This window comes from Kribbella flavida DSM 17836 (genome assembly GCF_000024345.1).
Taxonomy (GTDB): Bacteria; Actinomycetota; Actinomycetes; order Propionibacteriales; family Kribbellaceae; genus Kribbella; species Kribbella flavida.
The window spans coordinates 3,665,943-3,678,467 of the sequence record NC_013729.1; the positions used below are offsets into that span (position 1 = coordinate 3,665,943).

Sequence of the window (12,525 nt, forward strand, 5' to 3'; positions counted from 1 at the left end):
CCGCTGCGACCTTTTGCGCGCGTTGCCGCGCCCCGGTGCGCGGAATCGGCAAGCTGTCCAGGGATTCCGGGGCACGGTGCTGCGGATCGAGCCTGGGCGGAAACCTGAGAATCACCGAAAGACGCTGCTGGGGCGGGGCGGGGATGTGTTGCACGACACACACCTTCACTCGTTCTCACGTCGGAACGCCACAAGTACCCGGCGCATTCCGCCGGTAACCGGCCGTCCGGGGCGCGAACTTATGCGGAACCGGCGTTTGCTTCCGCGAATCCGAAACGGTGCCGGTGCCGACCATGCGCCGGGCTCGGTCACGATTCGCGGGAGAGTTCGTTGCGGGCGGCGCGCGAGCGGGTCGCGGGACAAGTGTCGTGGTCCTTGCGACTTCGTCTCACCGTTGTCCGCCGAGCGTGCGTCGATAACGAAACGCTGGCACTTTGTTGCCTATGGCACCAAGTGACACTTGAGCCGGTGGCCGGGGCGGTCATTACTTACTGTTGCGACCCGCTGCAGACAGTGAGTGTCGCCGCCCGAGCATCGACCACGGAGGTTGCTTTGAGCTTTCACACCATCACCCGAAGCACTGTCGCCGTCCTGGCCATGACCCTGGGCGCCGGCACAGCGCTCGCGGGTTCGGCCCACGCCGCCCCGGCCGGCTCGCCGGCCAAGGAGTCGGTGACCGCGCCGGCCGTCGACCTGCCGGTCGGCAAGCCGCGCCAGATCGTCAACCGGGTCCAGTCGAAACTGTGCCTGACCTTCGCCGTCACGCCGAGCGGCATTCCGACCGCGGTGATGCTGAAGTGCACCAGCGGCAAGAAGGGCAAGATCCAGCAGTGGACCTACACCGCTGAGGGCCAGCTGATGGTGTCGATGTCGAAGGGCGTCGGTGGCGACCTTCCGAACGGCGCCTGCCTGGACACCGCGGCCGACCTGGCCAAGCCCGAGGGCCGGGCGCCGCTGCTGGTGCTGCCGTGCCGCGCCGGTGACGGCCAGAAGTGGGAGTACAACAAGGAGACTGGTGCGCTGATCAACAAGGCCAGCGGCAAGGCGCTGAGCTCGATGATCGGCGTCGCCAAGCAGGCCCGGCCGACCTCGACGGTGCCCTACACCGGCGCGAAGGACCAGAAGTGGCGGCCTGGTTCGATCCCGGCCAACACGCCGCTGTCGGCGATCATCGAGCTGGTGAACGCGCTGCTGGAGGCGCTCGGGCTGGAGATGCCGGACGAGTACGACACCCAGGGCCGTGAACTGCTGAAGGCGGTCAGCGGTCAGGTGCCGGTGCCGGACCAGCTCAAGCAGCTGCCGAAACAGATGGTGAAGGCGGCCGGCTGACCAACCGTCGGCCGGACAGGCTGGGTGACCGCGATCCGGTCACCCAGCCTTTCGTCCGTTCCGGCGGGATCAGGCCAGGCCGAGGGTGTCCAACTCCCAGGCGAGGGTGAAGGCGACCTCGCGCCAGGCGTCGTACCGGCCGCTGCGGCCGCCGTGACCGGCTTCCATCTCGGTCTTCAGCAAGATGTCGACGTCACCGGTCGCGGTGGCCCGCAGCTTGGCGACCCACTTGGCCGGCTCGACGAAGAAGACCCGGGTGTCGTTCAGGCTGGTGATCGCCAGGATCCGCGGGTACTGCTGCGCGGTGACGTTCTCGTACGGCGAGTACGACTTCATGTACTCGTAGACCTCGGCGTCCTCGAGCGGGTTGCCCCACTCCTCCCACTCGATCACCGTGAGCGGCAGGGACGGGTCGAGAATGGTGGTCAGCGCGTCGACGAACGGCACCTCCGCGACGATGCCGCCGAACGCCTGCGGCGCCAGGTTGGCGACCGCGCCCATCAGCAGGCCGCCGGCGCTGCCGCCCTGGGCGACGATCCGCTCCGGCCGGGTCCAGCCGTCCTTGACCAGGTGCTCGGCGACGGCAACGAAGTCGGTGAACGTATTGCGCTTGGTCAGCGTCTTGCCGTTGTCGTACCAGTGCCGGCCGAGCTCTCCGCCGCCCCGGACGTGCGCGATGGCGAAGACCACGCCGCGGTCCAGCAGCGACAGCCGCGGGATCGAGAACCACGGGTCCATCGACGACTCGTACGAGCCGTAGCCGTAGAGAACGACCGGCGCGTTGCCGTCCTTGGCGACGTCCTTGCGGGCGACCAGCGAGACCGGGACCTGGGTCCCGTCGGCCGCCGTCGCCCACTCCCGGTACTGCGTGTAGGCGCCGAGGTCGACGTCGCCGAGCACCGGCTGCTGCTTGAGCAGACGGCGTTCACCGGTCGCGACGTCCACGTCGTACGTCGAGCCGGGCGTGACCAGGGAGGTGTAACCGAAGCGGTAGCGGGTGTCGTGCCACTCGTCGTTGCGGCCCGGCGACACGGTGTAGATCGGCTCGTCGAAGGTGAGCACCTCGGGAGCGCCGAAGGAAGCGCTCTCCGCGTTTCCGGTGTTCTCCCGGCGCATGATCGCCAGCTCGGTGAGCGCGTTGCGGCGACGGTAGAGAATGACGTGGCCGGCGAACGCGTCGACGCCGAGCAGCCGGCTCGACTCGTCGCCCTCGATCAGCGTGGTCCAGTCGCCGGGGGAGTCCAGCGGCGCAGTCGCCAGGGAGAAGTTCGCGGCGTCGGCGTTGTGCACGATCAGCAGCTGGTCACCGGCGTGCTCCACGTCGTACTCGACGCCCTCGCGGCGGGGCGCGACGACGACCGGCTCCCCGGCCGGATCGTCGGCGTCGAGCAGCCAGACCTCGCTGGTCAGCTTGCTGCCGAGGCTGATCTGGATCGCCTGCTCGTTGCGGGTCAGGTCGACGCCGACCCAGAACCGCTCGTCGGCCTCCTCCTTCACCAGGACGTCCTCGGACGCGCCGAGCGGGTGCCGCCAGACCTGGTACGGGCGCCAGGCGTCGTCGACCTTCGTGTAGAAGATGGTCGAGCCGTCGGCGGACCAAGCGGAACCGTAGTGCACCTCGGGCAGCTCGTCCGGCAGCAGCTCACCGGTCGCCAGGTCCTTGATCCGCAGGGTGAACCGCTCGTCGCCCTTCAGGTCGACCGAGTAGGCCAGCAGCCGGCCGTCGGGGGAGACGTCGACGGTGCCGAGCGAGAAGAACTCCGAGTCGCCGGCCACCTCGTTGCCGTCGAGCAGCACCTCCTCGCCCGGGATGTCGCCGTCGGTGGCCGGCGGCTGGTCGCCCTCGGCCTTGACCCGGCAGCTGATCGCGTACTGCTTGCCCTCGACCGTGCGGCTGTAGTACCAGTAGCCGCCGCGCCGGGCGGGCACGCTCAGGTCGGTCTGCAGGGTGCGCTCGGAGATCTCACCGAAGATTGCCTCACGCAACGACTCCAGGTGGGCGGTGCGGGCCTCGGTGTAGGCGTTCTCGGCGCGCAGGTGGTCCAGCACCTGCTCGTCGGTCTTGTCCCGCAGCCACTCGTAGTCGTCCACGAAGGTGTCTCCGTGGTGGGTACGTTCGATCGGCTTGCGGGCGGCGACGGGGGGTTTCGACTCGGACATGCGGCGAGACTACCCGGCACCTCCGGGGACCGGCCGCGGGGTTCGGGAGAGCGCTCACCGAGCGTTCCGCGGCCCTCGCGGGTCGCGCCCGGGAGAGCGCTCGCTCAGATCTCGTAGGTGGCCACGACCGGGGCGTGGTCGCTCCAGCGTTCGGCGTAGGTGGGAGCACGGTCGACGGTGCAGCCGGTCGCCGCGGCGGCCAGCTCGGGGGAGGCGATCTGGTAGTCGATCCGCCAGCCGGCGTCGTTGTCGAACGCCTTGCCGCGCCAGGACCACCAGGAGTACGGCCCGGGCCCGTCGCCGCCGAACCGGCGGCCCAGGTCGACCCACCCGGCCTCGAACAACCGGTCCAGCCAGGCCCGTTCCTCGGGCAGGAAACCGCTCTTCTTCCGGTTCGCTTTCCAGGCCTTCAGGTCGACCTCGCGGTGTGCGATGTTCAGGTCGCCGCACATCAGCACATGCCGTCCGTCGGCCCGCAACTCGGTCAGTCGCACGGTGATCGCGTCCAGGAACGCGTACTTCTCCTCCTGCCGCGGTGGAGTCTCGAACTCGCCGGTGAAGACATAGGTACTGACCGCGGTGAGGGTCGACCCGTCGTCGAGCACCACGTCGGCCTCGACCCACCGGCCGCAGCCGGTGAACCGCTCCGGGCCGATGTCGGTGCGCTCCGCCTTGATCGGCCGGCGACTCGCCACGGCGACTCCGGCCCGGCCTTTGCTGCCCTCGGTCACCGGCTCGGCGTGCACGAGCTGCCAGTCGCCGCCGAGGTGGTCGCGCAGCACCTCGTCGGTGGCGCGAACCTCCTGGAGCAGCAGCAGTTCCGGATCCGTCCGCTCCAGCCACGGCGCCATACCCCGCCGGTACGCCGCTCGGACCCCGTTCACGTTCACCGTGGCAACCTTCAGCACGCGCGCCACCCTAACGGCTGACCCTGCCGGCCGAGCAGTTCGCCCGCCCGCGGCCGCCGTCGGTGCCACCCGCGCCGCCTCACCGTCCGCCAAAGGGTGACGGTGCCGGACCGTGAAGGTGAGGTCGAGGCTCAGGTCAGAGGGTGGTGAGAACGGCGGAGAGCGATCTCTCACAGAGCTCCTCGAGTTCCTCGGCGCTGACCGCCGGGTTGCCGATCCAGGTGAGCAAGATCTGCTCCACGTAGCCCTGCCAGCCGTGGCAGACCAGCTCGACCTTCGGTGTCGGCTCGACGCCGAGCTGCGCCAGCGCATCGATCACCCACCTGCTGAACACCTGCCGCAGTTCCGAGTGCAGCGCGCGGACGGCGGGATCGCCGGCCGCGGACATCGCGAGCGTTGCCCGGTAGAGCTGAGGCGCTTCCAGGACTGCCCGGACGAAGGCGCGGATCCCGGCTTCGAGTTGCTCGTCGGGGGGCAGCGACAGGTCGGGCGCGGTCCGGAGCATGAGCTCGGAGGCGGCGGCCTCGATCACGGCGTACTGGAAGTTCTTCTTCGAGCCGAAGTAGTGGAACAGCAGGGCGGGGGAGACCTTGGCCTCGGCCGCGACCAGCTCGACGCTCAGGTCGCGGTGCGGGTCCGCTTCCAGCACCCGGCGGGCCGCCTCGAGGATCTGGGCCCGCCGAGCTTCGGGCCGCAGTCGGGGAGCGCGATCTTCGCGCTGCTCGGGAGGGGGCGCGGCGGGGCTCATACCGGCAGTCTATTGAGTGTCGTCTCAACAAGCACTTACTGTTGACCATCGACTCAACAGACGGAGGTCTTCGATGGCCGGCAAGGTCGTACTCATCACCGGCGCGTCCCGGGGAATCGGTGCCGCGGTGGCCCGGCGGCTGGCGAGCGAGGGGGACAAGCCGGCGCTGGTCGGCCTGGAGCCCGACGAGCTGAAGCGCGTCGCCGAGGACTGCGGGCCGGAGGCGAGCTGGTGGGAGGCCGACGTCACCGACGTGGACTCCTTGCGCACGGCGGTCGAGGGCATCGCCGAGCGGTACGGCCGGATCGACGTGGTGGTCGCGAACGCCGGCATCGCCGCGCCCGGCTTCACCCGGAGCATGGACCCGGCTGTCTGGGAGCGCGTTCTCGACGTGAACCTGTACGGCGTCTGGCGAACCGTGCAGCTGACCCTGCCGCATCTGCTGGCGAGCAAGGGGTACCTGCTGCTGGTGTCCTCCCTCGCAGCAGTCATCCACATTCCCGGCCTCGCTTCGTACAACACCGCCAAGGCGGGCGTGGAGGCGATGGGCAACAGCCTGCGGACCGAGTTGCGGCACCTCGGCGTGCGGGTCGGCGTCGCCCACATGACCTTCGTGGACACCGACATGGTGCGCGGCGTCGACGAGCACCCGGTCTTCGGCACCGTGCGGTCCGGGCTCCGGCTGGCCGGCCGGGTCTATCCCCTGGAGCTCGCGGTCGAGAAGTTCACTGCGGGCATCAGGAAGCGCTCTCGCGTCGTTCACGTTCCGGGCTGGATCGGTCCGCTGAAGATCTTCCGCGCGCTCATCCCGCATGTCGTCGAGCTCGGCAGCCGGTTCTCGGTGCCGAAGGCGGATCGCGCCGCGCTCGCGGACATCGAAGCCCGCGGTGCTGCCGTCTCCTCCCGGGCGTCCGGAGCAGGCGGTCTGGCTGACACCGAGAAGTCGAAGGCGGCGCGCTGATGACCTCGGACCGTCGGTACGACGTCGTCCTGCTCGGCGCGACCGGGTTCACCGGGGCGCTGACCGCGCAGTACCTGGCGAAGCACGCGCCAACGGATCTCAAGTGGGCGCTGGCCGGCCGGAACCAGGCCAAGCTGGAGTCCGTGAGGTCGGACCTCGGAGTCGACGTGGACCTGCTGTCCGCCGACGTCGAGGAGCCGGAGTCGCTGAGAGCGGTTGCCGAGTCGGCCCGGATCGTCGTCACCACCGTCGGCCCCTACCTGAGGTACGGCGAGCCGCTGGTCGCCGCGTGCGCCGAGGCCGGCACCGACTACCTCGATCTGACCGGCGAGTCCGAGTTCGTCGACCGGATGTACGTCAAGTACCACGCGCGGGCGGTGCAGACCGGCGCGCGGCTGATCCACTGCTGCGGGTTCGACTCGATCCCGTACGACCTGGGCGTGCAGTACACGGTCGAGCAGCTTCCGCGGCGGGTGCCGATCAAGGTCGAGGGCCTGGTCCGGGCCGGCGGCAAGCCGTCGGGCGGGACGTTCCAGACCGTGATCACCGCGCTCTCCCGGAGCAAGCAGAACGTCGACGCGCACCGTGCCCGCCGCCGGGCCGAGCAGCGCCCCGGCCATCGCTCCGTCAAGCTGTCGAGGGAACGGATACACCGCTCTCAGGGCTTCTGGGCCGTCCCGCTGCCGACGGTGGACCCGCAGGTCGTCCGGCACTCCGCGCTGCTGCTCGACGAGTACGGGCCTGCCTTCACCTACTCGCACAACGCCGCCGTCAAGCGGTTGCCGATGGTTGCCGGAGGCATCGCCGGAATGGGGCTGCTGGCCGTCGCCGCGCAGATCCCGCCGGCCCGGAACGCGTTGCTGAACCGGATCAAGGCCGGCGACGGCCCGTCCGCTGAGCGTCGCGCGAAGTCCTGGTTCAAGGTCCGGTTCGTCGGCGCTGGCGGCGGCAAGCGGGTGATCACCGAGGTCGCGGGTGGCGATCCCGGCTACGAGGAGACCGCGAAGATGCTGGGCGAGTGCGCGCTCTCCCTGGCGCTCGACAACCTGCCGACGACCGCCGGCCAGGTCACCACGGCGGCCGCGATGGGCCCGGCGCTGCGCGACCGCCTGGTCGCGGCTGGGATCACGTTCCGGGTGATCAGCACCGAGGACTACTGACGATGCGTCGGGTGAGCTCGGCCGACGGAACGCAGATCGCGCTCTCCGAGACCGGCGACCCGGCCGCGCCGGTGCTGGTCTGCGTGCACGGCTACCCGGACAACGCCCGGCTCTGGGCGCCGGTGGCGCAGCGGCTGGCCGACCACTTCCGGGTCGTCACGTACGACGTCCGCGGCGCGGGGGATTCGGATCACCCGCGCGGGCGGGCGGCGTACCGGTTGGACCGGCTGGAGGAGGACTTCACGGCCGTGCTGGACGCGGTGTCACCGGACCAGCCGGTGCACCTGCTCGCGCACGACTGGGGATCCATCCAGTCCTGGCACTTCGTCACCAGCGAGGCGTTGCGCGGCCGGATCGAGTCGTTCGTGTCGATCTCCGGTCCGTCGCTGGACCACGCGGGCTACTTCTTCCGCAGCCGCCGGCCGGTACGTGACCTGGTCGATCAGCTCGTGCACTCCTGGTACATCTTCTACTTCCAGCTGCCCTGGCTGCCCGAGCGCGGTTGGCGCAAGGGCTGGGCGCTGCGGGTGTTCGGGCGGTTGGAGCGCAGCGCCGGAGGAAGCGCTCCCTCGCCGGGAGAGCGCTCGCTGACCGATTTCGTGAACGGTCTGGAGCTCTACCGCGCCAACCTTCTCCCGCGCCTGCTGCGGCCGAGGCCGCGGCGTACCGACATCCCGGTGCTGGCGGTCTCGCCGGACGGCGACGCGTTCGTGACCACGCCGCTGCAGACCGACGTCGCGCGCTGGGCCCCGAACCTCAGCGTGCAGGTGGTCAGGGGCGGCCACTGGTTGCCCCGGAATGATCCCGGACTCGTCGCCCGGCTGACCCTCGAGCACACCCGCCGGGTGGCAGGCTGGCAGGTATGAGAACGCTCCTGAACCTGATCTGGCTCGTGCTGGCCGGATTCTGGCTGGCGTGCGGCTACGTGCTCGCCGGGCTGATCTGCTGCATCCTGATCGTCACCATCCCGTTCGGCATCGCGTCGTTCCGGATCGCCGGCTTCGCGCTGTGGCCGTTCGGCCGGACCATGGTCGACCGCCGCGGCGCCGGCGCTGGTTCGGTGCTCGGCAACGTGATCTGGGTGCTCCTGGCCGGCTGGTGGCTCGCGCTCGGCCACCTGGTCACCGGGATCGCGCTCTGCGTCAGCATCATCGGCATTCCGCTCGGCCTGGCCAACTTCAAGTTGATCCCGATCTCGCTGCTGCCGCTCGGCAAGGAGATCGTCTCCACCGACGAGGCCTTCGGCACCCGATGAGCGCCGGCCGCCAGCAGCGCTCGTACGGACGGATCGCCGGTCGCCGGCAACCGCTGAGGCGGGTTGCGACGGGCGTCGAAGAGCGATGAGCGTTCGGCCTACGACCAGGTCCCTCACCGTGCTCGGGTCGTGTGGGGCGTGGCCTGAGGTGGATCGCGCGTGCGCCGGGTTCCTGCTGGAGTACGACGGGTTCAAGGTGGTGCTGGATCTCGGGTACGCGGCGCTGCCGCAGTTGCTGAAGCACTGTCCTGACGGCGAGGTCGACGCGGTCGTCGTCACGCACCAGCATCCAGACCACTGCGTGGACGTGAGCGCGCTCGCTCGGGTCCGCTACTACCAGGCGAGGGATGCGGCGCCGATCCCGCTCTACTGCCCGCCGGGCGTTCTCGACGTACTGCGCGCGCTCGAGCCGCGGCCGGATCCGGCGACGGTCTTCGCGGTGCGCGATCTCGCCGACGCCGGCGAGATCGGGCCGTTCCGGCTGGAGACCGCTCTCTTGCCGCACTACATAACGAATCTCGGAGTACGACTCAGTGCTCCGGGGGTGACAGTCGCCTATACGGGCGACAGCGGACCCTCGGACCTGTTGGCCGGGCTCGCCGCGGGGAGCGATCTCTTCGTCGCGGACGCGACGCTCCAGGGTGAGCCGCCGGCGACGGAGCCCCGGTACGTGATGACCGCGGCGGAGGCGGCCGCCGGCGCGACCGGGGCGAAGCGGTTGCTGCTGACCCACTTCTGGCCGGGCTCGGATCGCGCTCTCTCGGTTTCCGAGGCGCGCAAGGTGTTCGCGGGTGAGGTGATCGCGGCCGAGGAGGGGCTGGTCGTCGCGCTCTGACGCCCAGCCTTGAAGCGTCGCTCTGACGCCCCAGCCCTGAAGTGTCGGCCGATCCGTCACTCCGTCGGTCCCGACGCCTCGTCCTCGGTTGCTGCTTGGCGGCTGCCCAGCAGAACGACCCGGCACCGGACGGACGGCGCCGGGTCGCGGCGTACACCGCCTGGCTGTCGACCAGGCCGCACTTCCTTGCTCAGGAGGACTTCTTGTCCTTTTCCTTGGCCGCGGCGACCAGCTTGCGGACGTTCTCGATGGAGCCGCAGCCGGACTCGATCAGGCGCTCGCGCTCGGCCGAGAACTCCTCGCCGAGACGGTCCCGAACCTCCTGGGAGATGTCGGTGCGCGCCGGGTTGAGCACGTCGCGCTCCTCCTCGTCGAGGTGGTGCGACAGCGCCTCGGACAGCTCGTGGGTCTTCTCGCTGAACTCCTCCGAGGAGGTGTCGGCGACCTCCATCAGCGCGAGCAGGGCCTCGTTGCCCTCGTCGTGCTCGTGCTCGGAGTGCTCGACCTCTTCCTCGGCGATCGCGTGCTTCTTGCTCAGCGATGGATAGACCTTGGACTCTTCGGCCTCGGCGTGCGCGACCAGGACGGTCGCCAGATCCGCCAGCACGGCAGCCCGGTCACTCCGCACGTCCCGCAGCTCGCGAAGCGCCTCCTCGAACCAGCGGTGATCGGCCAGGATGACCTCCACCACGTCGCCACCGGTGTGCTGCAAGATCTTCGGCATTCGTCGTCCCTTCAGAGCAAGTCACGCCCAGCAGATGCACCGGGCTGCTCCCGCCAGTACCCCGCACCCGCCGCGCCATGCCCAGGCGCCGACCTGGGCGGCGAGCCCAACCGGCCGCTGCGCGCAACCGGTTAGTCTGCGCTCATGGCACCCCGCGCACTCGTCCGCCGCCCGAGCCCGCGTCTCGCCGAAGGCCTGGTGACGCACATCGAACGCACACCGGTCGACGCAGACCTCGCCGCCCGGCAGTGGCAGGCGTACGTCGACGCGCTGGCCTCCACCGGCTGGACCCCGGTGGAGGTACCGGCGATCGACGAGTGCCCGGACGGGGTGTTCGTCGAGGACACGATGGTGGTGTTCGGGGATCTCGCGGTGATCGCGCGGGCGGGCGCGACACAGCGCCGGCCGGAGGCCGAAGCAGCCGAGGAAGCCGTGCGGTCACAGGGATATCGCATCGCGCGCATCGAGGAGCCGGGCACGCTCGACGGCGGGGACGTGCTCAAGATCGGCACCGCAGTGTACGTCGGACGCGGCGGCCGCACCAACCAGGAGGGCGTCGACCAGCTCCGCGCGCACCTGGCTCCGCTCGGCGCGGAGGTCGTCGCCGTACCGGTCCAGAAGGTGCTGCACCTGAAGTCGGCGGTCACCGCGCTGCCGGACGGCACGGTCATCGGGTACGGGCCGCTGGTCGACGACCCGGCGGCCTTTCCCACCTTCCGCGCCGTGCCCGAGGAAGCCGGTGCGCACGTCGTACTCCTGGACGAGAACCGCCTGCTGATGGCCGCCTCCGCGCCGAGGTCGGCCGAGCTGTTCCGCGAGCTCGGCTACACGCCGGTTGTCGTCGACATCAGCGAGTTCGAGAAGCTCGAGGGCTGCGTGACCTGCTTGTCGGTGCGCCTGCGTTCAGTGCCCCTCGGCGACTGACGAAGCCGGAGCATCCCCGGCCGACGAAGCCGGAGCATCCGCCGCCGACGAGGCCGGAGCATCCGCGGCCGACGAAGCCGGAGCATCCGCGGCCTCTTCCGATGCGTCCGGCGCTTCGTCCGGGTCCACCCGCTGCAGACGGGTCAGCTCGGGGTCGTCGACGCCGAACGTCCGGACCGGGCCCGCGGGAGTCTCGGCGGTCTCGAAGCGCACGGTGACCAGGCCCCGGCCGGTTCCCCAGACCCAGCCCTGACCGTGCGTGCTGTGGACGACATCCTGGCCGGGGTAGTAGCCGGTCTGGCGTTCGCGTGGACGTTCGGGCAGGTCGACGAGCTCGAGGGCCGCCTCGTCGGCCTCCGACTCGGTGAACAGGTCGTCCTGGATCCAGTCGGCCAGCGACGAGACGCCGACGCCGAGCAGCCGGATGCCGCCGGAGATGTCGCTGTCGTCGAGCAGGCGGCGGGCGACCCGGGCGATCACCCGCGGGTCGTCGGTCGGCCCGGCCAGGGTGAACGAGCGGGTGTGGGTGGTGAAGTCGTGCATCCGGGTCTTCACCGTGACGGTCCGGCCGGAGAGCTGCGCCTTCTGCAGGCGTTCGGCGACACGGTGCGCCATCCGGTCACCGATTGCCGACAGCAAGGACCGGTCGATGAGGTCGGTCTCGAAGGTGTCCTCGACGCTGACCGACTTGGTTTCCCGGTCGCTGACCACCGGGCGGTCGTCGGCGGCGACCGCGAGCCGGTGCAGGCTCGTACCGTGCGCCGAGCCGACCTGCCGGATCAGCTCGTCCTCCGCGAGCTGCTGCAGGTCCGCCACCGTGCGGACGCCGGCCATGCTCAGCCGCTGCGCCGTCGCCGGCCCGACGCCAGGAATCACCGTGACCTGCATCGGGGCCAGGAACTCCGCCTCGGTGCCGGGCGGCACGACCACCACACCGTCGGGCTTGTCCAGGTCGCTGGCGATCTTGGCGATCAGCTTCGACGTACCGGCGCCGACCGACGCGGTCAGGCCGCCGGTCGCCGACCTGATCGCCGCCTTGAGGTCCGCGGCGATCGCCTCGACGTCCTCGACGGTCAGGTCGCGCAGGCCGGACGCGGCGAGGTCGACGAACGCCTCGTCCAGCGACAACGGCTCGACCAGCGGGGACAAGGCCCGCATCTGCGCCATCACCGCCTGGCTGGTCTCGCGGTAGACCTCGAAACGCGTCCCCAGGTACGCCGCGTGCGGGCAGCGCGACCTGGCCTCGGCCGTCGACATCGCCGACCGTACGCCGTACTTGCGCGCCTCGTACGACGCGGTCGACACGACGCCGCGCAGGCCGATCCCGCCCACGACGACGGGTTTGCCGCGCAGGGAGGGCTTGTCCCGCTGCTCGACGGCCGCGAAGAACGCGTCCAGGTCGACATGCAGGATCGACGGATCGGCACGCACCCCGACAGTCTCCCCGCCCTCACCGACAGCCGCGGTCGCGGGGGACCGCCTCGGCTCCGACGCGCCGGCTCCGGCAGCTTCCCGGTGGCA

At 70.3% G+C, this 12,525-nt stretch carries 12 protein-coding genes; 7 read left to right on the forward strand and 5 right to left on the reverse strand.

Features of this window, described 5'->3' with window-relative positions; all coding sequences use genetic code 11:
• The first annotated feature begins 552 nt into the window (after positions 1-552).
• The gene (locus KFLA_RS16960) at positions 553-1,329 is read left to right on the forward strand and encodes an RICIN domain-containing protein (protein ID WP_012921027.1); all 777 of its coding nucleotides are present in this window, start codon (positions 553-555) and stop codon (positions 1,327-1,329) included.
• A gap of 69 nt (positions 1,330-1,398) precedes the next feature.
• Here KFLA_RS16960 and KFLA_RS16965 read toward each other — a convergent pair whose 3' ends face one another.
• The 3 genes from KFLA_RS16965 to KFLA_RS16975 form a co-directional block, all read right to left on the reverse strand.
• Complete coding sequence (locus KFLA_RS16965) at positions 1,399-3,489, reverse strand: S9 family peptidase (RefSeq protein ID WP_012921028.1); 2,091 nt, start codon at positions 3,487-3,489, stop codon at positions 1,399-1,401.
• 104 nt (positions 3,490-3,593) lie between these two features.
• Entirely contained in the window at positions 3,594-4,397 is an 804-nt protein-coding gene (gene xth, locus KFLA_RS16970) for an exodeoxyribonuclease III (protein ID WP_012921029.1), read from the reverse strand.
• 136 nt (positions 4,398-4,533) lie between these two features.
• On the reverse strand, positions 4,534-5,145 hold the full coding sequence (locus KFLA_RS16975; protein WP_012921030.1) for a TetR/AcrR family transcriptional regulator: 612 nt from the start codon (positions 5,143-5,145) through the stop codon (positions 4,534-4,536).
• Between the two features lie 73 nt (positions 5,146-5,218).
• Here KFLA_RS16975 and KFLA_RS16980 point away from each other — a divergent pair, with 73 nt between their 5' ends.
• From KFLA_RS16980 to KFLA_RS17000, 5 genes are all read left to right on the forward strand, one after another.
• Positions 5,219-6,106, forward strand: coding sequence for a short-chain dehydrogenase/reductase (locus KFLA_RS16980; protein WP_012921031.1), 888 nt, complete (start codon positions 5,219-5,221; stop codon positions 6,104-6,106).
• Entirely contained in the window at positions 6,106-7,266 is a 1,161-nt protein-coding gene (locus tag KFLA_RS16985) for a saccharopine dehydrogenase family protein (RefSeq protein ID WP_012921032.1), read from the forward strand. The genes KFLA_RS16980 and KFLA_RS16985 overlap by 1 nt, the downstream gene beginning before the upstream one ends.
• A gap of 2 nt (positions 7,267-7,268) precedes the next feature.
• Positions 7,269-8,132, forward strand: coding sequence for an alpha/beta fold hydrolase (locus KFLA_RS16990; RefSeq protein ID WP_012921033.1), 864 nt, complete (start codon positions 7,269-7,271; stop codon positions 8,130-8,132).
• Entirely contained in the window at positions 8,129-8,521 is a 393-nt protein-coding gene (locus tag KFLA_RS16995) for a YccF domain-containing protein (RefSeq protein WP_012921034.1), read from the forward strand. The genes KFLA_RS16990 and KFLA_RS16995 overlap by 4 nt, the downstream gene beginning before the upstream one ends.
• Before the next feature lie 148 nt (positions 8,522-8,669).
• Entirely contained in the window at positions 8,670-9,356 is a 687-nt protein-coding gene (locus KFLA_RS17000; protein ID WP_237706828.1) for an MBL fold metallo-hydrolase, read from the forward strand.
• Positions 9,357-9,546: 190 nt separating this feature from the next.
• Here the strand turns inward: KFLA_RS17000 and KFLA_RS17005 are convergent, their stop codons facing one another.
• Positions 9,547-10,080 carry a hemerythrin domain-containing protein gene (locus KFLA_RS17005; RefSeq protein ID WP_012921036.1) on the reverse strand — a complete coding sequence of 178 codons (534 nt, stop codon included), beginning with the start codon at positions 10,078-10,080 and terminating at the stop codon, positions 9,547-9,549.
• 144 nt (positions 10,081-10,224) lie between these two features.
• Between KFLA_RS17005 and ddaH the strand changes: the two genes are divergently transcribed.
• Positions 10,225-11,004: a dimethylargininase gene (gene ddaH / locus KFLA_RS17010; RefSeq protein WP_012921037.1), complete on the forward strand. Its 780-nt coding sequence runs from the start codon at positions 10,225-10,227 to the stop codon at positions 11,002-11,004.
• Here the strand turns inward: ddaH and KFLA_RS17015 are convergent.
• Positions 10,984-12,435, reverse strand: a complete 1,452-nt coding sequence (locus tag KFLA_RS17015) for a DNA polymerase IV (protein WP_012921038.1) — start codon at positions 12,433-12,435, stop codon at positions 10,984-10,986. The two genes, ddaH and KFLA_RS17015, sit on opposite strands and share 21 nt — an antisense overlap.
• Positions 12,436-12,525 lie beyond the last annotated feature (90 nt).